Origin of the sequence: Mesorhizobium sp. M0106 (assembly GCF_040322715.1) — a bacterium.
Lineage (GTDB): Bacteria > Pseudomonadota > Alphaproteobacteria > Rhizobiales > Rhizobiaceae > Mesorhizobium.
Window position 1 is genome coordinate 46,785 of the sequence record NZ_JAMYUA010000015.1, and the last position, 23,882, is coordinate 70,666.

The 23,882-nt window shown below is 61.9% G+C and carries 29 protein-coding genes and 1 other RNA gene; 15 read left to right on the forward strand and 15 right to left on the reverse strand.

Annotation, left to right across the window (positions count from 1 at the left end; translation table 11 throughout):
* Positions 1-120: 120 nt before the first annotated feature.
* Together NKJ55_RS16605 and NKJ55_RS16610 are read left to right on the forward strand one after the other, a co-directional pair.
* Positions 121-1,605, forward strand: a complete 1,485-nt coding sequence (locus tag NKJ55_RS16605) for a carboxypeptidase M32 (protein ID WP_352450842.1) — start codon at positions 121-123, stop codon at positions 1,603-1,605.
* A gap of 206 nt (positions 1,606-1,811) precedes the next feature.
* Entirely contained in the window at positions 1,812-3,839 is a 2,028-nt protein-coding gene (locus NKJ55_RS16610) for a DUF3857 domain-containing protein (protein ID WP_352450843.1), read from the forward strand.
* 118 nt (positions 3,840-3,957) lie between these two features.
* On the opposite strand, the gene NKJ55_RS16615 is transcribed toward NKJ55_RS16610, so the two are convergent.
* Positions 3,958-5,760, reverse strand: coding sequence for an ABC transporter transmembrane domain-containing protein (locus NKJ55_RS16615; RefSeq protein ID WP_352450844.1), 1,803 nt, complete (start codon positions 5,758-5,760; stop codon positions 3,958-3,960).
* Positions 5,761-5,964: 204 nt separating this feature from the next.
* Here NKJ55_RS16615 and rpmE point away from each other — a divergent pair, with 204 nt between their 5' ends.
* Positions 5,965-6,186: a 50S ribosomal protein L31 gene (gene rpmE / locus NKJ55_RS16620; protein WP_352450845.1), complete on the forward strand. Its 222-nt coding sequence runs from the start codon at positions 5,965-5,967 to the stop codon at positions 6,184-6,186.
* A gap of 69 nt (positions 6,187-6,255) precedes the next feature.
* On the opposite strand, the gene NKJ55_RS16625 is transcribed toward rpmE, so the two are convergent.
* Positions 6,256-6,897, reverse strand: coding sequence for a TetR family transcriptional regulator (locus tag NKJ55_RS16625; protein ID WP_352450846.1), 642 nt, complete (start codon positions 6,895-6,897; stop codon positions 6,256-6,258).
* A 133-nt stretch (positions 6,898-7,030) separates the two neighbouring features.
* Here NKJ55_RS16625 and NKJ55_RS16630 point away from each other — a divergent pair, with 133 nt between their 5' ends.
* On the forward strand, positions 7,031-7,510 hold the full coding sequence (locus tag NKJ55_RS16630; RefSeq protein WP_352450847.1) for an anthrone oxygenase family protein: 480 nt from the start codon (positions 7,031-7,033) through the stop codon (positions 7,508-7,510).
* A 26-nt stretch (positions 7,511-7,536) separates the two neighbouring features.
* Here NKJ55_RS16630 and NKJ55_RS16635 read toward each other — a convergent pair whose 3' ends face one another.
* The 3 genes from NKJ55_RS16635 to NKJ55_RS16645 all read right to left on the reverse strand — a co-directional run bounded on the left by NKJ55_RS16635 (position 7,537) and on the right by NKJ55_RS16645 (position 9,155).
* Positions 7,537-7,848, reverse strand: coding sequence for an Rdx family protein (locus NKJ55_RS16635; RefSeq protein ID WP_352450848.1), 312 nt, complete (start codon positions 7,846-7,848; stop codon positions 7,537-7,539).
* Entirely contained in the window at positions 7,845-8,594 is a 750-nt protein-coding gene (locus tag NKJ55_RS16640; protein ID WP_023678028.1) for a YebC/PmpR family DNA-binding transcriptional regulator, read from the reverse strand. The genes NKJ55_RS16635 and NKJ55_RS16640 overlap by 4 nt, the downstream gene beginning before the upstream one ends.
* 237 nt (positions 8,595-8,831) lie before the next feature.
* Positions 8,832-9,155 (reverse strand): ArsR/SmtB family transcription factor, encoded by a 324-nt coding sequence (locus NKJ55_RS16645; RefSeq protein WP_023678030.1) that lies wholly within the window; start codon positions 9,153-9,155, stop codon positions 8,832-8,834.
* 51 nt (positions 9,156-9,206) lie between these two features.
* Here NKJ55_RS16645 and NKJ55_RS16650 point away from each other — a divergent pair, with 51 nt between their 5' ends.
* From NKJ55_RS16650 to NKJ55_RS16665, 4 genes are read left to right on the forward strand one after another with little or no spacing between them, the layout of a single operon-like run.
* Complete coding sequence (locus NKJ55_RS16650) at positions 9,207-9,689, forward strand: SRPBCC domain-containing protein (protein ID WP_352450849.1); 483 nt, start codon at positions 9,207-9,209, stop codon at positions 9,687-9,689.
* A 28-nt stretch (positions 9,690-9,717) separates the two neighbouring features.
* On the forward strand, positions 9,718-10,110 hold the full coding sequence (locus NKJ55_RS16655) for a VOC family protein (RefSeq protein ID WP_352450850.1): 393 nt from the start codon (positions 9,718-9,720) through the stop codon (positions 10,108-10,110).
* A 55-nt stretch (positions 10,111-10,165) separates the two neighbouring features.
* Entirely contained in the window at positions 10,166-10,528 is a 363-nt protein-coding gene (locus NKJ55_RS16660) for a VOC family protein (RefSeq protein ID WP_023678033.1), read from the forward strand.
* A 30-nt stretch (positions 10,529-10,558) separates the two neighbouring features.
* The gene (locus NKJ55_RS16665; RefSeq protein WP_352450851.1) at positions 10,559-11,026 is read left to right on the forward strand and encodes an SRPBCC family protein; all 468 of its coding nucleotides are present in this window, start codon (positions 10,559-10,561) and stop codon (positions 11,024-11,026) included.
* Between the two features lie 42 nt (positions 11,027-11,068).
* Here NKJ55_RS16665 and NKJ55_RS16670 read toward each other — a convergent pair whose 3' ends face one another.
* The 6 genes from NKJ55_RS16670 to ssrS all read right to left on the reverse strand — a co-directional run bounded on the left by NKJ55_RS16670 (position 11,069) and on the right by ssrS (position 14,305).
* Positions 11,069-11,356 (reverse strand): BrnA antitoxin family protein, encoded by a 288-nt coding sequence (locus NKJ55_RS16670; protein WP_352450852.1) that lies wholly within the window; start codon positions 11,354-11,356, stop codon positions 11,069-11,071.
* Entirely contained in the window at positions 11,337-11,624 is a 288-nt protein-coding gene (locus tag NKJ55_RS16675; RefSeq protein ID WP_352450853.1) for a BrnT family toxin, read from the reverse strand. The genes NKJ55_RS16670 and NKJ55_RS16675 overlap by 20 nt, the downstream gene beginning before the upstream one ends.
* A gap of 53 nt (positions 11,625-11,677) precedes the next feature.
* Positions 11,678-12,445 carry a TerC family protein gene (locus tag NKJ55_RS16680; protein ID WP_352450854.1) on the reverse strand — a complete coding sequence of 256 codons (768 nt, stop codon included), beginning with the start codon at positions 12,443-12,445 and terminating at the stop codon, positions 11,678-11,680.
* A gap of 70 nt (positions 12,446-12,515) precedes the next feature.
* Positions 12,516-13,340 (reverse strand): TIGR00282 family metallophosphoesterase, encoded by an 825-nt coding sequence (locus NKJ55_RS16685; protein WP_023678036.1) that lies wholly within the window; start codon positions 13,338-13,340, stop codon positions 12,516-12,518.
* Between the two features lie 81 nt (positions 13,341-13,421).
* Complete coding sequence (locus NKJ55_RS16690; RefSeq protein WP_352450855.1) at positions 13,422-14,009, reverse strand: 5-formyltetrahydrofolate cyclo-ligase; 588 nt, start codon at positions 14,007-14,009, stop codon at positions 13,422-13,424.
* Positions 14,010-14,149: 140 nt separating this feature from the next.
* Positions 14,150-14,305, reverse strand: a non-coding RNA gene (gene ssrS, locus NKJ55_RS16695) — 6S RNA.
* 176 nt (positions 14,306-14,481) lie between these two features.
* Here ssrS and NKJ55_RS16700 point away from each other — a divergent pair.
* The 7 genes from NKJ55_RS16700 (at position 14,482) to msrB (ending at position 19,091) form a co-directional block, all read left to right on the forward strand.
* Positions 14,482-15,321: an AAA family ATPase gene (locus NKJ55_RS16700; RefSeq protein ID WP_352450856.1), complete on the forward strand. Its 840-nt coding sequence runs from the start codon at positions 14,482-14,484 to the stop codon at positions 15,319-15,321.
* Positions 15,322-15,438: 117 nt separating this feature from the next.
* Positions 15,439-15,885, forward strand: coding sequence for a GNAT family N-acetyltransferase (locus NKJ55_RS16705; RefSeq protein ID WP_352450857.1), 447 nt, complete (start codon positions 15,439-15,441; stop codon positions 15,883-15,885).
* 61 nt (positions 15,886-15,946) lie between these two features.
* On the forward strand, positions 15,947-16,141 hold the full coding sequence (locus NKJ55_RS16710) for a type II toxin-antitoxin system HicA family toxin (protein ID WP_126104508.1): 195 nt from the start codon (positions 15,947-15,949) through the stop codon (positions 16,139-16,141).
* 9 nt (positions 16,142-16,150) lie between these two features.
* Complete coding sequence (locus NKJ55_RS16715) at positions 16,151-16,555, forward strand: type II toxin-antitoxin system HicB family antitoxin (RefSeq protein WP_254816428.1); 405 nt, start codon at positions 16,151-16,153, stop codon at positions 16,553-16,555.
* A 9-nt stretch (positions 16,556-16,564) separates the two neighbouring features.
* Complete coding sequence (locus NKJ55_RS16720; protein WP_352450858.1) at positions 16,565-17,755, forward strand: vWA domain-containing protein; 1,191 nt, start codon at positions 16,565-16,567, stop codon at positions 17,753-17,755.
* Complete coding sequence (locus NKJ55_RS16725; protein WP_352450859.1) at positions 17,756-18,577, forward strand: MBL fold metallo-hydrolase; 822 nt, start codon at positions 17,756-17,758, stop codon at positions 18,575-18,577.
* Positions 18,578-18,686: 109 nt separating this feature from the next.
* On the forward strand, positions 18,687-19,091 hold the full coding sequence (gene msrB, locus NKJ55_RS16730) for a peptide-methionine (R)-S-oxide reductase MsrB (RefSeq protein WP_027152870.1): 405 nt from the start codon (positions 18,687-18,689) through the stop codon (positions 19,089-19,091).
* 3 nt (positions 19,092-19,094) lie between these two features.
* Here the strand turns inward: msrB and NKJ55_RS16735 are convergent, their stop codons facing one another.
* The 4 genes from NKJ55_RS16735 to pyc form a co-directional block, all read right to left on the reverse strand.
* Entirely contained in the window at positions 19,095-19,409 is a 315-nt protein-coding gene (locus NKJ55_RS16735) for a hypothetical protein (RefSeq protein ID WP_023678043.1), read from the reverse strand.
* Positions 19,410-19,478: 69 nt separating this feature from the next.
* Complete coding sequence (locus NKJ55_RS16740) at positions 19,479-19,919, reverse strand: hypothetical protein (RefSeq protein ID WP_352450860.1); 441 nt, start codon at positions 19,917-19,919, stop codon at positions 19,479-19,481.
* Positions 19,920-19,980: 61 nt separating this feature from the next.
* Positions 19,981-20,241 carry a DUF2312 domain-containing protein gene (locus tag NKJ55_RS16745; RefSeq protein ID WP_023719653.1) on the reverse strand — a complete coding sequence of 87 codons (261 nt, stop codon included), beginning with the start codon at positions 20,239-20,241 and terminating at the stop codon, positions 19,981-19,983.
* Positions 20,242-20,402: 161 nt separating this feature from the next.
* A complete protein-coding gene (gene pyc, locus NKJ55_RS16750; protein WP_352450861.1) occupies positions 20,403-23,861 on the reverse strand; it encodes a pyruvate carboxylase in 3,459 nt (1,152 codons plus the stop codon).
* Positions 23,862-23,882: the final 21 nt, after the last annotated feature.

Here is a 23,882-nt window from a genome sequence, read left to right on the forward strand (position 1 = left end):
TCACAAGATGCTTTTCGGCCGTTGCAGCCGGCAGTCAATGCGTCGATCGCGGACGGCTTCGGGGTTGCCAACGCTTTTGCATTGGTATCTTTTCCCGCCGTCAAATCAGCGGAACCCACAATGTCCTTTCAAAAACTCGACGACCTCGGCCACAAGCTCGAAGCGCTGGAACACGCCCTCGCCATCCTCGGCGCCGACGAGGCGACCCATATGGCGGTCGGCGGCGGCGAGAAGCGCGCAGAGGCAATGTCGGCGCTTGCCGGCATGCACCATGCCCGGGCGACTGCGCCGGAGATTGCCGACTGGATCGCGGCGGCCGAGCAGGAGGCGCTGAACGAAGAGCAGCAGGCCGCGGTCGGGGAATTCCGCCGGCAATACACCAACCTGACCTGCCTGCCGGTCGAGTTCGTCGAGCGCCAGACGACCGCGCGCATGCGCTCCGAGCAGCTCTGGCGCGACCTGCGCGCCAAGAACGACTGGGCGGGTTTCCTACCGGCGCTCGAAGGCGTCGTGGCGCTGGTCCGCGAGGAGGCGGCCCTTCGCGCCGAGGTGCTCGGGCTCGAGCCTTACGACGCGCTGATGGAGCAATATGACCCGGGCAATCGCGCCGCCGACATCACGCCTGTGTTTGTCGAGTTGAAGACCTTCCTGAAAGGCTTCGTGCCGGAGGCACTGGCCGTGCAGGAAGAGCGGCTGGCGAAACATCCGCTGAAGCCGCTTTCCGGCAGATACCCCTTGGACAAGCAGCGCGAGCTTGGCCTCGCCATGATGGCGGCGGTCGGCTTCGACCTCACCCACGGCTCGCTGTCGGTTTCGCACCATCCCTTCTGCGGCGGCGTGCCGAGCGACGTGCGCATCACCACCCGCTACAAGACTTCGGATTTCCTGTCGGCGCTGATGGGCGTGCTGCACGAGACCGGCCATGCGCTGTACGAGCAGAACCTGCCGAAGGTGTGGGCGCACTGGCCTCTGGGCAGAGCGCGCGGCATGGCGGTGCATGAAAGCCAGAGCCTGTTCGTCGAAAAGCAGATCGGCCGCAATCCAGAATTCTGGCGCTGGGCGCTGCCGGTGGTCGAAAGACACCTCGGCGAGCGCTGGGCGATCGACGACATCCTGCCGCATGTGCACCGGGTCGAGCGCGGCCTGATCCGCGTCGATGCCGACGAGGTCACCTATCCGCTGCACGTCATCCTGCGCTACGAGCTGGAGCAGGAGCTTGTCTCGGGACGGCTGGAAGCAGCCGACCTGCCCGAAGCCTGGGATGCCAAGATGCGCGATTATCTCGGCCTGTCGACATCAGACAATCCGGCTGACGGTCCGATGCAGGACGTCCACTGGCCGGGTGCCGCCTTCGGCTATTTCCCCTCCTACACGCTCGGCGCCATGATGGCGGCGCAGCAATGGGCGGCGCTGACCAGGGATCATCCTTCAGCCGACGAAGACCTCGCCAAGGGAGATTTCGCGGCGATCAACGACTGGCGCCGCAAAAGGATCTGGTCGCAAGGCTCGCGCTGGTCGACACCGGAACTGCTCGAACGCGCTACCGGCGAAAAGCTCGATGCCGCACATTTCACTGACCATCTGAAGAAGCGGTACGGGAACTGAGCCGCTTCGTCTATTCCAGGTTCTTGCCGCGGTGACTGCAGAAATCCGCGAAACTGGCCTTTACTTTGGTGGGAAAGCCTCTGAAAAAGGAGTTCTTCCAAGTTGGGCGAGCGTAGATGTCTGTCTGTTACAGTTTTCATAGGATGAAGTCTTTCTGGCTCCGCTTGGTATTTTTCATCTTATTGATCGGCCTGAGTTCTCCGGCCATGTCCGACGACATGGTTCTCAAGGGTCCGGCAGAAAGCTGGGTAAAGCAGCTTGATATTCCGGCTGCCGATCCCACCCGATCGGATCAAATCAAGAATGGCGTTTCATGGCTGCTCTCGGACGACCAGATCAAGCATCGCGCCGGCGGTTATGTCGAGTACTCGCGCACCGTCTATAAAATCGTCGACCGTCCCGGCCTGGATCGTGGCGCGAGTATCGATCTGCAGTTCGATCCGTCCCGGCACAAGGTCACGCTCAACCATCTTCACATCATCCGCTATGGTGCCGTTTTGGACCGGCTGGAAGGCGTCGAATTCGACATCTTCCGCAGGGAAAGAGACGCCGAGAAAGGCGTCTTCGACGGCTGGCTGACAGCACATGTCAACATCGATGACGTGCGTGCCGGCGACATCGTCGACTACGGGTCGACCTATGAGATAACGCCGCTGGTCGGCAAGGACCTTTTCTTCAAGAATTTCTCCACCGAATGGGAAGAGCCGGTAGCGCTTATCCGCACAAGCATCATTTGGCCTTCGGGCCAGCCGCTCCAGATCAAGACAAGGGGAACCCGACTTAAGCCGTCAATCTCCCCGACTGGGCCGGACACCACCTATCTATGGGAAGTTCCAAACCCGAAACCGGTCAATGTCGAGGACAACCTGCCCGTGACCTATCCAGGCTGGGGCTCCATCGATGTCGCGTCTACCGCGAATTGGCAAAGTGTGGTCGATGCCGTTGCGCCCTATTACAAGCCAGCGACCGTTTTTCCCCCGGCTTTTGCCGCAAAGCTCGACGACATCGCTCTGCGGCATCCGGTGCCCGAAGACCGGATGGTCGAGGCAATGCGGTTGGTGCAGGACCAGATCCGCTATGTAAGCCTGTCGATGGGTGCCGGTTCCTACGTTCCGCGTGATCCCGCGACGGTTATCCTGAGCGGGTTCGGTGACTGCAAGGACAAGGCCCTGCTGCTGGTTTCGTCGCTTGTGCGGCTTGGCATTGCTGCCGAGGTCGCCTTGGCCGATCTCGACGAGGGACGGGCCCTGGACCAGCATCTGCCGGCGCTCCGCGATTTCGACCATGCCATCGTCAAGGCAAGGATCGGAGCAAAGACATATTGGCTGGACGCCACGAACTATCTTCAGGGCGGCAGGGCGCACAATCTCGCACAGCCGGACTACGGCTTCGCGCTGCCGCTTTCCAGCACCGGCGGGTTGGAGAAGATGCCGAGCCCTGTGCTTAGCAGCCCATCGATCCAGATCGCCGAGGAATTCGACTTTCCGCGGAAACCGGGCGATCCCCTCGTGCTGACGGTCTTCTCGACATATGAGGACGCCGATGCCGATTGGATGCGCGGCAATTTCGCCAGCCGGTCGCTGAGCGAGGTGTCGGACGCCTACCTGAAATACTACAACAAGCAATATCCGGGCGTCCAAACCATCGCCAAGCCGGAAATCGTGGATCGCCGCGACGGCAACATAGTGAGCGTGAAGGAAAGTTATCGCTTGCCGGCGGAGGCGCTGGCGGCCAACGATCTGGCAAAGAATTTCCCGATCCGCGCGGCCGATCTCGGCAACAACTCTCTTCCAACCCCGACAATCGTCGACCGAACCGGGCCCGTCTCCCTCGGCCCCCAGTTCTACCGCCGCCACAAGGTGACCGTGCGCAACCTCAAGGCGAGGTTTTCCGGCGAGTCGATGAAAAACGTCGTGACGCCCTATCTGTCTCTCAAGGCATCCTGGTCCAACACGCCCACCGAATTGCAAGTTGAATGGAACTTTCAGACGCTGGCGACTGAAGTACCGGCCAAGGCGATTGCCGATTATCTGAAAACCGTCGATGACCTCGCAGACCAAATTCGCTGGCAGTACGATTTTACCTATGAAGAGCCGCCTGCCGATGTGCAGCTCAGCGATCCGGCAAAGGAGCAGCGACAGACCGTCGCCAGCATGCTTTTGTTGTCGTTGCTTGTCGGCGTTCCCCTGTTCATCGCCTATCGACGCGGCAAACGCCGAGCTTTCGGTAGCTGAAGAATCTCGGCCGCCGCTGGGCACCATGATCCCGAAAAGTGGATGCCGGTTTTCGGAAAAGATCATGGCCAAACAAGAAGATGGAGCCTCATCCCGATTTCATCGGGATGGAGCAATGCTACTCGGCCGCACCCCTGAAAGCATTCGCCCCGGTATCGAACTGCAGCTTGGCCAGCCGCGCATAGATGCCGCCCTTGGCGACCAGGCTCTGATGCGTGCCTTCCTCGACGATGCGGCCGCCATCCATGACCAGGATGCGATCGGCCTTCAGCACGGTTGCCAGCCGATGGGCGATGACGATCGTGGTGCGGCCCTTCATCAGCCGGTCCAGCGCCGTTTGCACCAGCGTCTCGCTTTCGGCATCTAGCGCCGAGGTCGCCTCGTCGAGCAGCAGGATGGGCGCATCGCGCAAAATGGCGCGGGCGATCGCCACGCGCTGGCGCTGGCCGCCCGACAGCGTCACGCCGCGCTCGCCGACCTGGCTGTCATAGCCCTTTTCGAGTTTCAGGATGAACTCGTCGGCAAGCGCGTCCTTCGCCGCCGCCTCGATCTCGGCCTGGCTGGCGCCAGGCCGGCCAAAGCCGATATTGTCGCGCGCGCTTGCGGCAAAGATGGTGACGTCCTGCGGCACGATGGCGATGCGCGCGCGGATCGCCGCCGGATCGGCCTCGCGCAGATCGACCCCGTCGATGACGATCCTGCCGGCCTCCGGATCGTAGAAGCGCAGAAGCAGCGAAAACACCGTGCTCTTGCCGGCGCCGGATGGCCCGACGATCGCCACCGTCTCACCGGGTTTGACCTGAAAGCTCAGGCCATGAACGGCGGCGCGGTCGGGCCGGGCCGGATAGGAGAAGGAGACATCGTCGAAGCTGATCGCGCCTCTCGCCTTTGCCGGCAGCGGCTTCGGATCGGCGGGCGCCTGGATCGCGGGTTTCTCGGCCAGGATCTCGGTCAGCCGTTCGGCAGCGCCCGCTGCCTGGGACAGTTCGCCCCAGACCTCCGACAGGGCGCCGAGCGCGCCGGCGGCGAACACCGAATAGAGCAGGAATTGACCGAGCGTGCCCGGCGACAGCGTGCCGTCGAGCACGTCGCGCGAACCGAACCACAGCACCGCCACGACCGAGGAAAAGATCATGAAGATGGCGACGAAGGTGAGAAAGGAGCGGGCAAAGATCGAGGTCCGCGCCGCTTCGAACGCTGCTTCCACGGCGGACGAAAAATACCCGGTCACAAGCTTCTCGTTGGTGAAGGCCTGCAGGGTGCGCACCGCGCCGATCTGCTCGCTGGCGTAGGCGGTGGCATTGGCCAGAGTATCCTGCGCCAGCCGTGACTTGCGCCGCACCGAGCGGCCGAAGGCGACCAGCGGCAGCACGATCAGCGGAATGGCCGCGATGACCAGGCCGGACAGTTTTGGGCTGGTGAAGACCATCATCGCCACGGCGCCCAGGCCGAGGATGACGTTGCGCAAAGCCACCGAGGCGGTGGCACCGACGGCCGATTTGACCTGTGTCGTGTCGGCGGCGAGCCGCGAGACGATCTCGCCCGACTGGGCCGTGTCGAAAAAGGATGGCGACAGCGTTGTGACGTGGGCAAAGACATCGCGGCGGATATCGGCAACGACGCGCTCGCCGAGTGTGATGACGAAATAGTAGCGGCTGGCCGACGCCGCCGCCAGAACGGCGGCCATCACCACCAGCATGGCGAAATATTCGGCAATGAAGCTGGAATCGGAAGCGGAAAAACCGTGGTCGATCATCCGCCGCACGGCCAGCGGCAGCGCCAGCGTCGTCGCCGCCGCGACGGCCAGCGAGACGATCGCGCCGATGACCATTTTGCGGTAATGCGTAATGTAGGGAAACAGGCGCTGCAGCGGCCTCAGCGAGCGCCTGCGCTCGTCTGCATCGCCGCTGATGTTCGCCATGACCGTTTCCTTTGGCCCTATGAGGCTTGCGCCATCAATATGCGCTTGCCGCGGCCTTGTGATTCAATTCCGGCTGATGTATAGGCTCGCCGACCGTTTTAGAAGCCGTGGCTCCTCAATAGCTGCGGCTTCGAGTTTTAAAAAGGGGCGCATCGACGCAGGCTTTAGCCCGTCGGCAGCACCCGGCAAGCCAGGAACAGACCCATGAAGAACGATATTCATCCCGACTACCACACCATCAAGGTCGTCATGACCGACGGCACCGAATACATGACCCGTTCGACCTGGGGCAAGGAAGGCGATACGATGAACCTCGATATCGACCCCACCACCCATCCGGCCTGGACTGGCGGCCAGCAGACCCTGCTCGACCGCGGTGGCCGCCTGTCGAAGTTCAAGAAGCGTTTCGAAGGTTTCGGCCTCTAAGCCGCATTGGCGTTTCGCAGATCGAGAAACCCGCCTTCGTGGCGGGTTTTTTATTGCGAAAATACGGCCCTATTCGCCGACCAGCTCGCGCAGCGCCATCCGCTTGTAGGCGGCAACCAGCCGGTCGCCCTCTTGCCGCCCGACCGAGATCGCCAGCCGCATTGCGGCCTCGCCCATCTGCCAGATGAGAAACGCCGTCGTTTCCAGCGCTTCCGGATCGGCGGATGGCCGCAGCCGTTTCAGCACGGCTGTAAGGAATTCGGCGTTGGCCCGGCTATCGGCAAGCTCGAGTTCGCGTAGCGCCTTGTCGGCCTGCGTGCCCGACCAGATGTCGCGTATCACCGGCTCCGCCAGGAACATTCCGTAGTAGATATTCACCAGTTCCGAAAATGCCCGGCGCAGGCCGTCGGCGTCACTGACCTCCGCCAGTGCCGCGGCAATGCAGGCCTGGCTTTCGGCGGTGTAGCGTTCGGCCAGCGCCCAGATGAGCGCCCGCTTGTCGGGGAAGAACTGGTAGAGCGAGCCGATCGACACGCCGGCCCTCTCGGCCACCTCGCCCATGCGCATGGCGTCGCTGCCTTGCTCGGCGATCAGCGCCGAGGCGGCGGCCAGCATCCGCTCGACCCGCTCGCGGCTGCGCTGCTGGCTCGGCGCCCGGCGCGGCGATGCGGTCTGCTCATTGCGGGAACCCGGTGCAGCGGTGCCTTCCATGACTGTCTCCAGAAAAATGGCTTGACTGACAAAATACGAGGGTTTATCACGTTTTGCAAATATGAGGATCGCTCACATTTTCTAAACGCCACGCCAATCAAATTGCTCGAACCCCGAAACCGGAGCAACTGACATGATCATGAAACTGCTTCCCACCCTCACCTTCGTCGCTGCCATTGGCTCAGGCGTTGTCGGCGGCGTTTTCTTCGCCTTCTCCAACTTTATCGTGCCGGCGCTCGCCCGCTTGCCTGCCGCAGGCGGCATCGCCGCCATGAATTCGATCAACATCACCGTGATCACGCCGGCATTCATGACCGCACTTTTCGGCACCGGGCTGGTCTGTCTTGTCCTCGCCGCCGGCGCTCTTATCGGCTGGAGCCAACCGGGTTCGTTCTGGCTTCTCGCCGGCGCCCTGATCTATGTCGTCGGCAATCCGATCGTGACGATGATGTTCAACGTGCCGCTCAACAACGCCCTGGCTGCGGTCGATCCGGCAAGCGCCAACGGCGCCGCCGTGTGGGCCACCTATCTCAAGGACTGGGTGATGTGGAATCATGTCCGCACCATCTCCGCCATCGTGGCGCTGGGCTGCCTCATCTTCGCATGGCGGTGAATGCAGGACGGAAGCGTAAAAGGCCTTCAGGCAGGATCTTTTGGCTTATGGCCCTTGCGATCGGCATGGCCGAGATCGCGATCCGGATCGATGACGTCGCGAACCAGCTGCTTGAGCTTTGCGGCGTCGGGAAAACCGCCGTCACGCTTGCGGTCCCAGACCAGCGTGTCATTGCAGGAAATGGTGAAGATGCCGCCGGTGCCGGGCACCAGCGTCACCTCGCCGAGATCGGTACCGAAGGTGGACAGCAGCTCCTGCGCCATCCAGCCGGCCCTGAGCAGCCACAGGCACTGGGTGCAATAGGTGATGCGGACGGTGGGCAGCGTGTCTTGGATCATGCCGCGCTGAGCTTCGCCAAGGTCTCCTCGTCGACCTCGAAATTGGCGTAGACGCTCTGCACGTCGTCGTCGTCCTCGAGCGTCGCAACTAGCTTCATCAGCGATTGCGCCCGCTCCTCGTCGACCGCGATATTGGTCTGAGGCTTCCAGATCGGCTTCACCGATTCAGCCTCGCCAAGCGCGCCTTCCAGCGCCTTCGACACTTCGCCGAGATTCTCGAAAGCGCAGTAGATCGTGTGGCCTTCCTCGTCCGACTGGACGTCGTCGGCACCGGCCTCGATCGCCGCGTCCATCACCTTCTCGGCGCTGCCGGCCGATGCCGGATAGTAGATCTCGCCGACGCGGTCCCACATGAACGATACCGAGCCGGTCTCGCCCATCGCCCCGCCGGCTTTGGTGAAGGCAGCGCGCACATTCGACGCCGAGCGGTTGCGGTTGTCGGTCAGCGCCTCGACGATCAGCGCGACACCGCCTGGCCCGTATCCCTCGTAGCGCACGGCTTCGTAGGTCTCGGCATCACCCATCGACGCCTTGTTGATGGCGCGCTGGATATTGTCCTTCGGCATCGACACCGCCTTGGCGTTCTGCACCGCAAGGCGCAGGCGCGGGTTCATCGATGGATCGGGCGTGCCGCTCTTGGCGGCAACGGTGATTTCGCGCGCCAACTTGGAAAACATTTTCGACCGCACCGCATCCTGGCGGCCCTTGCGGTGCATGATGTTCTTGAACTGTGAATGGCCAGCCATGGCACCCCTGTCATCTTCTCGGCTAGAGCATCTGCCGCCTGGTGAACCACCCGGCATCTTGCAAAATGCTCGAATTCAAAATTTCAGAACGTCCTGCTGCGTCCCTGACGGACGGACGGCGCTCGCTGTCGGAATGGCCGGCTTATAGATAAATCGGCTCAATTCGTCCAGCCGCGCCATTGCTGCCGGCACGCAAGGGTTTCAAGATCCGAAAATCGGCAGGCTTCGGCAAACCTTTCATCCCTCAAGATCGGATTTCAGCCGGTCGAGGATGCTGATCGCGTGCGTGGCATATTGACTGATCCAGCGGTCGTGGATGTGCTTGATCGGCAGCGCGTTGAGATGGTTCCAGCGTTCGCGCCCCTCGCGCCGCGCCACGACCAGGTCGGCCTCCTCCAGCACCTTCAGGTGCAGCATGACCGTGCAGCGGTCCATGTCGGGGAAGGCATCGCACAACATGCCGGTGGTCTGCGGCGCATCCTTCAGCCGGTCCAGCAACGCACGCCGGCGCGGATGCGCCAGCGCCTTGAAAACATTGTCGTCTCGCGATTGGCTTGACATGTTATATTTCTATAACATATCCTTGAGCCATTCAAGGAAGGAGCTGTGGATATGTCTCTTGGATTCAGGGTTTCTGGCCGCATCGGCAAACCCGTCGCCGAAGTCTTCGATGCGGTCGTCAATCCGAAGAAACTCAGCGGCTACTTCACCACGATCGGCGGCGCCAGCGCACTGCTGGAGGCGGGCGCCACCGTCATCTGGTGGGGCAAGGTTCCGGTCGAGGTCGACGAGGTGAAGAAAGACAGCCGCATCGTACTGCGCTGGGATGCCACCGACGCCGACGGCAAGCCGACCTACAAGACCCGCATCGAAATGAATTTCGAACCGCTCGACGATGGCGGCACCTTTGTCACCATCGCCGAAACCGGCTGGCACGAGGACGCGGTCGGCCTGAAGAAGTCCTACCTCAATTGCGAGGGCTGGTCGCAGATGCTGGCCTGCATGAAGGCCTATGTCGAATACGGCATCAATCTGCGCGACGGCTATTACCGCAGCGAGATGAAGGGCGAGCCGGCCAACGAGAACAACATCTGAAAAGCCACCAAGATGACGGAGGCCTGCGATGAAGCAAGTGACGCCATTTCTGATGTTCGAGGGCAAGGCCGAAGAGGCAATGACCTTCTATTGCGAGACGATCCCCGACAGCAGCGTCCTTGACATCACACGTTACGGCTCCGGCGAAGACGGCCCGGAAGGAACGGTCAAGCTGGCGCGCGTGTCCATAAGCGGTCTGGAAGTGATGGTCTACAACAGCCCCGTGCACCATGCCTTCACGTTCACGCCGTCGGTCTCGCTGTATGTGAATTGCTCCACGGAGGCAGAGCTGAACGACATTGTCGAGGCTCTGGCCAAGGACGGCAAATTTCTGATGGCGCTGGACAATTATGGTTTCAGCCGCCGGTTTGCATGGCTCAACGACAGGTTCGGAGTCTCCTGGCAAATCAATTTGGCATAGCGAGTTCTGGACCGAACCGGCCAATCGAACCTGAACACGGCAATGGAGTCAGCAAATGACCGCGAAGATCACCGGCGGCATCAACATCGCCATGAAGGTCCCGCCGCATCAATACCAGGCAACGATCGCCTTCTATCGCGACGTCATCGGCCTGAAGCCATTCACGGCCAAATCGCCGGCCGTCGGGTTCGAACTCGGTCCCAATCGACTGTGGATCGACGAGGCGCCGATGATGAGCCAGGCCGAGATCTGGCTGGAACTGTTCACCGATGATTTTCCGGCCGCTGCGGAGCATCTCGCCGAGGCCGGCGTCGTGCGCTGCGATGCCATCGAGGCACTGGGTGAAGGCTTTCGCGGCGGCTGGATCACCAATCCGGCCAACATCATTCACCTCGTACGCGAACCCGATGCCTGGTGAACAGGGCGGCGCCGTGGAAAGGAGGACGCTATGAAAATCCGTGAAACACCGACCGCCGAAGCCGGCATGCTGATAAGGCGGCCGGTCGCCGACGTATTCGAAGCCTTCGTCGATCCGGCGATCACGACGAAATTCTGGTTCACCCATGGCAGCGACAGGTTGGACAGCGGCAAGGAAATCAGTTGGGAATGGCGCATGTATGGCGTCTCGACGACGGTCAATGTCAGTGAGATCGTCGATAACAAGAAGATCGTCATGCAATGGAGCGATCCGCCGACCACGGTGGTGTTGACATTTACCGAGATGCCGGGCGGCACGACCTTTGTCGAGGTCCGCAATTTCGGCTTTGTCGGTAGCCCCGATGAGCAGGTCAAGCAGGCGATCGGCTCGACCGGCGGTTTTGCGCTGGTGCTCGCCGGCGCCAAGGCGTGGCTGGAGCAAGGCGTGATGCTCGGCCTGATCGGCGACCGTCATCCGAAGGGCGTTCCAGCAAATTAAGCAACGGCGAGCCAAGATCGGCTGGCAACAGACCGCGAATGCTCAGGAACGCCGCTTTTCCTGCTCTAGCACATGACGGCGGAGCACGCGGTTGATCTCCGTTTGATAGCCACCGCCTTCGACATGCTCCTTGAACCAGGACAGCACATCAGCGTCAAGCCGAATGGTCACCGGCTGCTTTAGTGGCCGGTAGAGGTGCCCTCGGCGAGCATGAACCCAATTCTCGGCCGAAGTTTCCGGAATGTCGGACGTGTCAATTTCGCTGTCAGGCAAATCTGCCAAATTGGCGAGCTGGTTGCGCTGATCTTGGCTAAGTTCCTTCCTGCTCATAGCGCCTCCTTTCATGCGGCGTTGCTTTCCGGGCACCGACAATCCGAATTCGTTCCTCATCTTCGAGATCGGGATAAGTGTGAACAACGAGCAGTACCACCAGCCCTTGGATCATCCCGATCGCATGCCACCTTTGCTCGCCATCTTCAAACCGGTCAGGCACAATCAGATGAAGCGGATCCTTGAAGACATCTTTGGCGAGATCGAACTCAACACCATGCTTGGCACGGTTGCGCTTGGCCTTCTCGGGATCCCATTCAAATCGCAATATGGCGGCACCGTTATTTACAAAATTGTACGCACAATTCTGTAAGAGTCAAGTCAATGCCCGCCCCCGCCCTTTGCCTTCTTCCGCCGCCGCGCCAGCATGTTGAGCCCTTCGACCAGTGCCGAAAAACCCATGGCGGCGTAGATGTAGCCTTTCGGCACGTGGTAACCCATGCCGTCGGCGATCAGCGTCGTGCCGATCATCAGCAGGAAGCCGAGGGCCAGCATGACGATGCTGGGGTTCCTGGCGATGAAATCGGCCAGCGGCCCGGCCGCCAGCATCATCACGCTCACCGCCACGATCACCGCGATGTACATGATCGCGATTTCGTCGGTCATGCCGACGGCGGTGATGATCGAGTCGATCGAGAAGACGAGGTCGAGCAGCAATATCTGGAAAATCGCGCCGGCCAGCGACAGCTGCAATGTCTCGCCCATCATGGTGTCCTGGTGATCATCGAGATCGACCGTGTGGTGGATCTCCTTGGTCGCCTTCCAGACGAGAAACAGGCCGCCGGCGATCAGGATCAGGTCGCGCCATGAAAACCCGTGGCCGAAGGCGGTGAATATCGGCGTCGTCAGTTGGACGATGATCGAGATGGTGGCCAGCAGGATCAGCCGCATCACCAGCGCGGCCGAGATGCCGAGCCGCCGGGCGCGGGCCCGCTGCGCTACCGGCAATTTGTTGGTCAGGATCGAGATGAAGATCAGATTATCGATGCCGAGCACGACCTCCAGCACGATCAGCGTCAGCAGCGCGACCCATGCCGTCGGGTCGGAGACAAAGGCGAAATGCGGCGCCAGGAATTCGACTAGCTGCATGGAGGTCGTCCCCTCTACGATCTAGAGCAGTTTCGCCGGCAATTGGGTATTGCAAGCGTCTATATCAATGTCACGACCAGAAGGATGGAGCCGTTTCCTCCAGCCGCGGGCCGCGGCGAAACGGCGCGATCCGTTCGGTCAGGCCGCTACGGTCGGAAATGTCGACGCCGACGCCGCACAATGTCGCCGGTCCGGTCGATGCCTCGAAGCGGCCTTTCGGCACCTTGGACAAGAACCGGTTGAGCGGCTCCTCCTTGTCCATGCCGAGCGAGGAATCGTAATCGCCGCACATGCCGGCATCGGAAATATAACCGGTGCCGCCATTGAGGATCTGGTGATCGCCGGTCGGCTGATGCGTATGGGTGCCGACCACAAGGCTGGCACGGCCGTCGACGAAATGAGCGAAGCACATTTTTTCCGAGGTCGCCTCGGCATGGAAATCGATGACGATCGCATCGGCCTGCTCGCCAAGCGGGCAAGCGGCAAGTTCGCGCTCGCCGGCCTGGAACGGATCGTCGAGCTCGGGATGCATGAACACCCGGCCCATGATGTTGGCGACCAGCACGCGCGCGCCGTTCCTGGCGATGTAGACGCCTGAGCCGCGCCCCGGCGTACCCTTGGGGAAATTGGACGGACGCAGGAAGCGCTCTTCGCGCGGCGCGAAAATCAGCGCATCGCGCTGGTCCCAGACATGGTTGCCGGTGGTGACGACATCGGCGCCGGCCGAGATCGTCTCGCGAAAAATCTCCTCGGTGATGCCGAAGCCGCCGGCGGCGTTCTCGCCATTGACGATGACGAAGTCGAGCTTGAAATCCGAGATCAGGCCAGGCAGTTGTTCCCACACCGCCGTACGTCCTGTCTTGCCGACCATGTCGCCGAGGAAGAGAAGTCTCATATAAGCGTGATCCCGAACCGAAGGTCAGCGAAGCAAAAAGCTGCATGACTTTCGCAAAAGACCATGCGTCCAGGAACTTATCTACAATTTCGGCGCGAAGCGGCGCAACCCGCTCTCGGTGAGTATTTCCGGAATGATCACGTCATGCGGCTCGTCCGGCACCAGGGCCACCTCCTGGCAGTCGAAGGCAATGCCGATCAGCCGCGGCTGCTGTCCCTTGTCGGCCAGCCGCGCGATCGCCCGGTCATAATAGCCGGCGCCGTAACCGATGCGGTGGCCGCGCGCATCGAAGGCGGCAAGCGGCACCAGCATCATTTGGGGATCGAGCACCTCGGCTTCCTCGTGTGGCCCGACGGTGCCGAAGCCCATGTCGATCATCGGCGCGCCGCGCACCAGTTCGCGAAAAACGATGGTGGTCTTGTTGAGGATGGCCGGCAGGCAGAGCCTTGCCCCCTTTTCGCGCAAGGCAAACATCAGCGGCCGGACGTCGACTTCCGAGCGCATCGGCCAGAAGCCTGAGACGATCTGGGCCGGCTCGACCGTGATCCGGTCGCGCGCCGTCTCGGCCATTTCGAGTGCTGCCTCCACCCGCCAGAAAGGATCGAGCGCGTCGCGGCGCCCGAGGGCTTGGTTGCGGAGAGTTTTTTTCAGGTCTTTTGGGGATGTCATGCGCCGACGTTAGAAAAGGTCAGATTTGGATGGAGTTTTACGAGCGACGTTTTGGAGGAGCGGGGCGAGCTTTCGTTCGTGAGAGCACCGCACAAAGCGGCGCGACGACAAGATCCGCCAGACATTGCCTTTTCGACAGGTGACGATCCACACAACCGGTGGAGAGAGCGATCCCGGGAACCTACAAAGTAGGTGGGCGCCGTATGAGAAAACCCACGGGTCTTCCCAGGGACAGCTCCCTAGGGATCATTAAGGCCCCGGGGAAAATGTTCTCCTGCCGGGAAGCGCAGACCGTCTCCGCCAATATAGGCAGACGGCAGACCAAGCGCCAGAGAGACGACATGTTTCGAGTCTTAAATCGACGCAGAACCGCTCGACGAGGGTCGCGCCGGCAAGATCCCCGCTTTGCCAGCAGCGCCTTGCACCGCGAAGGCCGCCTCCTTAGGGTCGCGCGATGAACCCGGGAGCAAAAATGCGTTTTGAAGGCACGGCAGCCTATGTCGCCGACAAGGATCTGATGGTGGCGGTCAACGCGGCGATCGCGCTCGAGCGGCCGTTGCTGGTCAAGGGCGAGCCCGGTACCGGCAAGACCGAACTTGCCCGCCAGGTGGCGGCGGCGCTCGGCCTCGATCTGATCGAATGGCATGTCAAATCGACCACGCGGGCGCAGCAGGGCCTTTATGAATATGATGCCGTCTCGCGGCTGCGCGACAGCCAGCTCGGCGACGAGCGCTTCAACGACATCCGCAATTACCTCAAGCGCGGCAAGCTGTGGGACGCCTTTGCTGCCGGCAAGAAAGTCGTGCTTCTGATCGACGAGATCGACAAGGCCGATATCGAGTTCCCCAACGATCTGTTGCAGGAACTGGATCGGATGGAGTTCTTCGTCTACGAGACCGGCGAGACCATCCGTGCCACCGTCCGGCCGATCGTCATCATCACCTCCAACAACGAAAAAGAGCTGCCGGACGCCTTCCTGCGCCGCTGCTTCTTCCACTACATCCGCTTTCCCGACGTCGAGACGCTGCACAAAATCGTCGACGTGCACTATCCCGGCATCAAGCAGAACCTGGTGCGCGCCGCACTCACGCAATTCTATGAAATCCGTGACGTGCCGGGCCTCAAGAAGAAGCCGTCGACCTCCGAGGCACTCGACTGGATCCGCCTGCTGGTCGCCGACGAGATCGCGCCCGAGGACCTGCGCGCCGACCCGAAGAACGTGCTGCCCAAGCTGCACGGCGCCTTGCTGAAGAACGAACAGGACGTGCACCTGTTCGAGCGCCTGGCCTTCATGGCGAGACGGCAGGGATGAGGGGCCGGTCGGCCGGAAGCCCACGAAGTCACCGGACAGCGCTTTCCCTGTGCTGGACCGTTGCCTCTAGCCGGGCACGGAGGCAGCTTCAGGTTGCCGACTTCAGAGGGAAACGAAATGACCGAGATCACTATCCGCCCATTGGCGCAATCTGACCACGCCGATTGGCGGCGTCTTTGGACCGCCTATCTCACCTTCTACGAAACCAAGCTGCCGGAAGAGGTTTACGCCGTCACCTGGAAGCGGCTGTTCACGGCGGGCGAGTTCGAGCCGAAAGGCTTCATCGCCACCCTCGACGGCAAGGCCGTCGGCCTGACGCACTATCTCTACCATCGCTCCTGCTGGTCGCAGATAAACAACTGTTACCTGCAGGACCTGTTCGCCGACCCCGATGTACGCGGCAAGGGCGTCGGCGCCGCCCTGATCGAAGCGGTCAAGCAGGAAGCCGGCAAGATCGGCGTCAAGAACGTCTACTGGATGACCCACGAAACCAACACCACCGCGCGCAAGCTCTACGACCACGTGGCGCGCAGGACCGGCTTCATCGAATACGATCTGCTATGATGAGGCCAACGATTGAAATAATCACCTGTGCGCAATATATTGCGCATGATCAGGGGCGACAGTGCCGCTGATCGAGACCAACACGCGCAAGATTGTCACGAGGCTTTTACGTGACGGCTGGGTGAACGTAGGCGGCGGCAAACACGAGAAGTACGAGCATCCGGAAAGGCCGGAGATCATGATTATCGTGCCGCGGCATCGCGAACAATCTCTGGGTGTTGCGCGGTCGATCGCCCGGCTTGCTGGATGGATTTAAGGACGAATCATGACGCACTATGTCGGAATTCTTGACGGCGCAGATGAAGTCTGGGGAGTGCGGGTGCCTGATCTTCCCGGATGTCACGGCGGTGGCGCAAGTCCCGAAGAGGCGATAGCCGATGCGACTTCTGCCGTTCGCGAATGGGCAGAGACACGAATGGCGAAGAACTTGCCCTTGCCCGCCGCGCGCACTGTGGCAGATCTGCTCCGACTGGGCGAAGTCGATAGCGCTGCCGGTGAATCCGCCGTGATGATCCCTGTGCTGATCGATTCCGGACGGCCTGTCCGGGCCAATCTGTCGCTCGACGCAGGTCTTTTGGCGGCAATCGACGAAGAAGCGGGTCGGCGTGGTCTGACGCGTTCCGCCTTTATCGCCAGCGCCGCACGGGAGAAGATCGAGGGACACAGATAAAGTCGGACCATGTTCATCCCCTTCTTCCTCGAACTGAAGGCAGCGCGGGTTCCGGTCTCGCTCCGCGAATATCTGTCGCTGCTGGAGGGGCTGGAGGCCGGGCTGGTCGACTATGATGTCGAGGGCTTTTACTATCTCGCCCGCGCCGCTCTGGTGAAGGACGAGCGCCACATCGACCGCTTCGACCAGGTCTTTTCGCACATCTTCAAAGGTGTCGAGGCGCAGGCTGGCGAAAACGCGGTCGATGTCGCAAATATCCCGGAGGAATGGCTGCGGAGGCTCGCCGAAAAGCATCTGACCGACGAGGAGAAGAAGCTGATCGAGGCGCTGGGCGGCTTCGGAAAGCTGATGGAGACGCTGAAGAAGCGGTTGGAGGAGCAAAAGGGCCGGCATCAGGGCGGTTCGAAATGGATCGGCACCGGCGGCACCTCGCCCTTCGGCGCCTATGGCTACAATCCCGAAGGCGTGCGCATCGGCCAGCACGAAAGCCGCAACCGCCGCGCGGTAAAAGTCTGGGACAAACGCGAGTTCAGGAATTTCGATGACGCCGTCGAACTCGGCACCCGCAACATCAAGGTCGCGCTGAAGCGCTTGCGCCGCTGGGTGCGCGAAGGCGCCGAACAGGAATTCGACCTGCCCGGCACCATCCACGCCACCGCCGAGCACGGTTATCTTGACGTTAAGACACAACCCGAACGTCGCAATGCCGTGAAGCTGCTGATGTTCTTCGATGTCGGCGGCTCGATGGACGACCATGTCAGGAGTGTCGAGGAGCTGTTTTCGGCCGCCCGCGCCGAGTTCCGCCAGCTCGAATATTTCTATTTCCACAACTGCCTCTACGAGGGCGTGTGGAAGGACAATCGCCGCCGCCATGCCGAGGTGATTCCGACCTTCGATCTCCTCCATAAATATGGCCCCGACTACAAGGTGATCGTCGTCGGCGACGCCTCGATGAGCCCCTATGAGATCGCTCAACCCGGCGGCTCGGTCGAGCATTGGAACAAGGAGGCCGGCGCCGTCTGGCTCGGCAGGCTGCTGCAGCAATGGCCGAACGCCATTTGGCTCAATCCGGAAGACGCGAAGAACTGGGGTTTTACCCATTCGATTGCCATGATCCGCGATATTTTTGGCGGCCGCATGTTTCCGCTGACGCTCGCCGGCCTCGAAGCCGCGACGAAGCAACTTTCAAGGACGCACTGAATGGATCCACGCAAAACAGGACGGTCGACCTGTTTCCTTTGCCTGCAATGCGGTGTCCAGTTCGCGGCGACAGCGACGCCGCCGCGACATTGCCCGATCTGCGAGGACGAGCGGCAATATGTGCGCTGGGAGGGCCAGGCCTGGACCACGCCGGAAGAGCTCGCCGCCGGCCATCGGGTCGTGATCAAGGATGATGCCGGCGTGCTCGCCTTCGGCATCGAGCCACGCTTCGCTATCGGCCAGCGCGCATTGCTGGCGCAAACGCCGCACAGCAATGTGCTGTGGGACTGCATCTCGATGGTCAGCGACGAGGCGGTGGCCGAGATCAACCGCCGGGGCGGCCTGGCCGCCATCGCCATTTCGCACTGCCATTATTATTCGGCAATGGTCGAGTGGAGCGAGGCGTTTGGCGGCGTGCCGATTTATCTGCACGCCGATGATCGTCAGTGGATCATGCGGCCGCATCCGGCAATCATCAGTTGGGAAGGCGAGATGCGCGCCATAAACCCGTCGCTGACGCTCATCCGCTGCGGCGGCCACTTTGCCGGTGGCCAGGTACTGCACTGGAAGCGCGACCGCGGCAATGCCATCCTGGCCGGCGACATCCTGCAGGTGGCGCCGACCCGCCGTCATGTCAGCTTCATGTACAGCTATCCGAACTATATCCCGCTCAACGCGACGAAAGTGCTCGGCATCAAGGCCGCGCTGGAGCCTTTCGCGTTCGACCATATCTACGGCGCATGGTGGAACCAGAACGTCATCGGAGACGCAAAGGCGGCATTTTCAGCATCGGTTGCGCGCTATCTCGCCGCCATCGCCTGAGGGATTCTTCGCGGCAGGATAGGAAATACGAGCAAACGCCGTAACAAATGCCTATTTCAGGCGAAGTTGCGAAGGCAACCCAAATAGCGACATAAGCTAAGAGGAAAAAATGGACAGCCACACCTACCCCGTTACCCGCACCGATGCCGAATGGCGCGCCCGGCTGACGCCCGAGCAATATGCGGTGATGCGCAACCACGGCACCGAGCGGCCGGGAAGCTGCGCCCTGCTGCACGAGAAGCGCGCCGGCACCTTCTCCTGCGTCGGCTGCGACCAGCCCTTGTTTGAATCCAAGCTGAAATTCGAGAGCGGCACCGGCTGGCCGAGCTTCAACGACCCAGTGCCGGGTTCGGTCGAGACCACCGTCGACCGCAGCTACGGCATGGTCCGCACCGAATGCCATTGCGCCCGCTGCGGCAGCCATCTCGGCCACGTCTTCGAGGACGGCCCGCCGCCGACGGGTCTGCGCTATTGCATCAACGGCGTGGCGCTCAAATTCGAGCCGGCCGCCTGATCGTCAGGCCACAACCACCAGGATCAGCCACAACGTGGCGCCAAGAGTCATCAGCGAGGCCATGACGCCACTCGATTTTCCGGCAGTTCGCCAAACGGCAAAGGTCAGGAAGATATTGTAGGGCACCGGCGCGAAATGCACCGCCAGGACGAGCGCAAGCGGCAGCTTCAATCCTAGCAGAATGAGCGCCGCCACCGACGACGCGACGTTGATCGCTGTGCCGACAACGACCAGGTCGCGCCAGAACAGCCGATCGAGCGGCACGCCGCCGAACCAGCGTGAGCGGAAGAAGGCGGCAACGCGCGACATGATCGTCATCGATCGATCGGCTCCCTGGCTGCGCACCAGAGCAACCCTTCCACAAGGATTGCGTCTGGAAACCCTGCTTTATTCCTGACCCAGAACTTCGGCAATCGCGCGCTCGAAACGTGAGGCTTCCGTCACCAGCCAGTCGGTCATCGCCGGCCAATTGTCCTCGGCAAAACAATTCACCCGCCACATCGAATTGATGCCGAGGCCGTCGCAACTTTGTTCTGGCCTGAGCTTCAGCCTGTCTTCGATGGCCGGCTGGAACGGCTTCAACCGCGACCAGGCTTGCGTGGCACCGAACTTCTCGTTGCGGCCGAAGAAGACGCCGACATGATTGTGCGCAGGCGCGACATACATGGAAAGGACCAATGCGAAATCGGGCAGCCCACGCTGCCAGAACCACGGTCCGCGCCTCGCCAACAGAGCCCTTTCATCCGGATGCCGTTCCGCGAACAGCGTCCAGAAGCTGCGTTGGCGGAATTCAGAGGCGCGGTGGGCGCCGAAGTCGAATTCACTCATGGCTGGATTCCATGGTCAGAACCGCTTCTCCCGCGATCGTCTCCGGCGCCGAGGCCGGCCTTTACACCATGCCGAGCGCAGCCTTGTACAGATCGAGGATGGACTCCTCTTCCTGCCGCTCGGCCTGGTCCTTCTTGCGCAGCCGGATGATCGACCGCATCGCCTTGGTGTCGAAGCCAGTGCCCTTGGCCTCGGCGAACACTTCCTTGATGTCGTCGGCAATCGTCTTCTTCTCTTCCTCGAGCCGCTCGATTCGTTCGATGAAGGCGCGCAGCTGGCCGGCGGCAACAGTCTGGCTGGTCTCGGTGATGTCGTCGGCCATATTCTTCTCTCCGCGTCGTTTCTCGCCGCGACTCGGGGTGACCCGAGCGGCGAATTGCAGCGGTTCGATGCCCGACCGGGCGCGGCGGGTCAAGGTACTATCGATGCGGCATGAAGGGCTGCTGCCAGGCGCCGACAAGGCCCTATCGATGCCGGCCTGTTTCACCCGAACGCGATCAGCAGATCCTTGGCATCGATCTGGTCGCCGGCCTTGACCAGCACCTCGGCTATGGTGCCGTCGCGTTCGGCATGCAACGCCGTTTCCATCTTCATCGCTTCGATCGACAGCAGCACGTCGCCGGCCTTCACCGCCTGGCCGGCAGCGACCGCAAGCGCCGAGACGACGCCAGGCATCGGCGCGCCGACATGCGCCTCATTGCCCGGCTCCGCCTTGCGCCGTGCCTTGGCAGCGGACGCGCCATGCGCCCGGTCCGGCACCTTCACCCGGCGCGGCTGCCCGTTGAGCTCGAAGAACACGGTGACCATGCCCTTTTCGTCGACATCGCCGATGGCAAGGCAGCGCACCACCAGCGTCTTGCCTTTTTCGATGTCGACGAAAATCTCGTCTTCCGGCTTCATGCCGTAGAAATAGGTCGGCGTCGGCAGCACGCTGACCGGCCCGTAGGTCTCCTGCGCGGCGGCAAAATCGGAAAACACCTTCGGATACATCAGCCACGACGCGAACTCGAACTCGCTGAGCTTGCGCTCGAGCTTTTCCTCGACCTCCGCGCGACTGGCCTTGAGGTCCGCCGGTTTGAGCAGCGAACCCGGCCGCACCGTGATCGGCTTTTCGCCCTTCATCACCTTCTTCTGCAATGGCTTTGGCCAGCCGCCCGGCGACTGGCCGAGATCGCCGCGCAACATCGACACCACCGAATCCGGGAAGGCGATGTCCCTCGCCGGATTCTCGACGTCGGCGACGGTCAGGTCCTGGCTCACCATCATCAGCGCCATGTCGCCGACGACCTTGGACGACGGCGTCACCTTGACGATGTCGCCGAACATCAGATTGACGTCGTGATAGGTCTGCGCCACCTCGTGCCAGCGTGTCTCCAGCCCGAGCGAGCGCGCCTGTTCCTTGAGGTTGGTGAACTGACCGCCCGGCATTTCGTGCAGATAGACCTCCGATGCCGGTCCCTTCAGGTCGCTTTCGAAGGCTGAATACTGGTTGCGCACCGCCTCCCAGTAGAACGAGATGTTCCTGATCCACTGCGGGTCGAGGCCCGGATCGCGCTCGGTGCCCTTCAGCGCTTCCACGATCGAACCGAGGCACGGCTGCGAGGTGTTGCCCGATAGCGAATCCATCGCCGCGTCGATGGCGTCGACGCCGCTCTCCACCGCCGCCAGCACGGTTGCCGCCGACAGGCCGGATGTGTCGTGGGTGTGGAAGTGGATCGGCAGGTCCGTCGCCTCGCGCAGTGCCTTGAACAGCGCGCGGGCGGCGCTCGGCTTTAGAAGCCCAGCCATGTCCTTGACGGCGATGATATGGGCGCCTGCCGCCTGCAATTCCCTCGCCAGGCCGACATAGTATTTCAGATCGTATTTCGCCCGCGCCGGATCGAGTATGTCGCCGGTATAACAGATCGCCGCTTCGATCAGTCTGCCCTCGGCGCCGATCGCATCCATGGCCACGCGCATGTTCTCGACCCAGTTCAGGCAGTCGAAGACCCGGAACAGGTCGATGCCGCCGGCAGCGGCCTGGCGGACGAAATGCTGGACGACATTGTCGGGATAGTTGGTGTAGCCAACGCCGTTGGCACCGCGCAGGAGCATCTGCAGCAGAAGGTTGGGTGTTGCCTCGCGCACCAGGGACAGCCGCTCCCATGGGTCTTCGGTGAGAAAGCGCATGGCGACGTCGAATGTGGCGCCGCCCCAGCATTCGAGCGACAAAAGCTGCGGCAGAGCACGCGCATAGGTGCCGGCAATTCCGGCAATGTCATAGGTGCGCACACGCGTCGCGAGCAAGGATTGATGCCCGTCGCGCATTGTCGTGTCGGTGACCAGCACCTCTTTTTGCTCGCGCATCCACGCGGCGAATTTCTCCGGCCCGAGCACGTCGAGCTTCTGCTTGCTGCCTTGAGGCACATTGCCGTTGAGATATGGCACTACCGGTGGCGCCGCATCGGCCTTTGGCTGCGGCCGGCCGCGCGTCTCGGGATGACCATTGACCGAAACGTCGGCAAGGTAGTTGAGCAGCTTGGTCGCGCGATCCTGCCGCTTCACACTGGCGAACAGTTCCGGCGTCGTGTCGATGAACTTGGTGGTGTAGGAATTGTCGGCGAAGCTCGGGTGATTGATGATCGCCTCGAGGAACGTGAGGTTGGTCGCCACGCCGCGGATGCGGAATTCGCGCAGCGCCCGGTTCATGCGGGCGATGGTCTCGGCCGGCGTCGGCGCCCACGCCGTTACCTTTTCCAGCAGCGGATCGTAGAAGCGGGTGATGACCGCGCCCGAATAGGCGGTGCCGCCATCAAGGCGGATACCGAAGCCGGTGGCACCGCGATAGGCGGTGATGCGGCCATAGTCGGGGATGAAATTATGCTCGGGATCTTCCGTGGTGATGCGGCACTGCAGCGCGTGGCCGTTGAGCCTGATGTCCTTCTGCGCCGGAACGCCCGATTCCGCCGTGCCGATGGCAAAGCCGTCGAGGATATGGATCTGCGCCTTGACGATGTCGATGCCGGTCACCTGTTCGGTGACCGTGTGCTCGACCTGGATACGCGGATTGACCTCGATGAAGTAGAATTTTCCGGTATCAGCATCCTGCAGGAACTCGACCGTGCCGGCGCCGATATAGCTGGTTTCGCGCGCGATCCTCAGCGCGTAGCCGCAAAGCTCCTCGCGCTGTGACATTTCGAGGTAGGGCGCCGGCGCCCGCTCGACCACTTTCTGGTTGCGGCGCTGTATCGAACAATCGCGCTCGAACAGGTGCACGGCGTTGCCATGAGTGTCGCCCAGTACCTGCACCTCGACATGGCGTGCGCGCTCGATCAGCTTTTCGAGATAGACCTCGTCCTTGCCGAAAGCCGCCTTCGCCTCACGCTTGCCTTCCATGACCTCGCGCGCGAGATCGGCCTCGGAGCGGATGGCGCGCATGCCGCGGCCGCCGCCGCCCCAGGATGCCTTGAGCATCACCGGGTAGCCGATCGTCTTGGCGAGTTCCTTTATCGCCGCCATGTCGTCCGGCAAGGGATCGGTGGCGGGAATTACCGGCACGCCGACTTCGATCGCGAGGTTGCGAGCGGCGACCTTGTTGCCTAGCCTGCGCATCGTATCCGGCTTTGGCCCGATGAAGATGATGCCGGCCGTGGCGCAGGCCTCGGCGAATTCCGGGCTTTCCGACAGCAGGCCGTAGCCTGGATGGATGGCATCGGCGCCCGATAGCCTGGCGACGCGGATAACCTCCTCGATCGACAGATAGCTTTCTATCGGCCCCATGTCCCTGGCCAAATGCGGCCCGCGCCCGACCTGGTAGCTTTCGTCGGCCTTGAAGCGATGCAGGGAGTATTTGTCCTCCTCTGCCCAGATCGCCACGGTTTTGAGGCCGAGCTCGTTGGCCGCGCGGAAGACGCGGATGGCTATTTCGGAGCGGTTGGCGACAAGGATCTTCGAGATTGCCAAGGACAGGGCTCCGGACGCGGG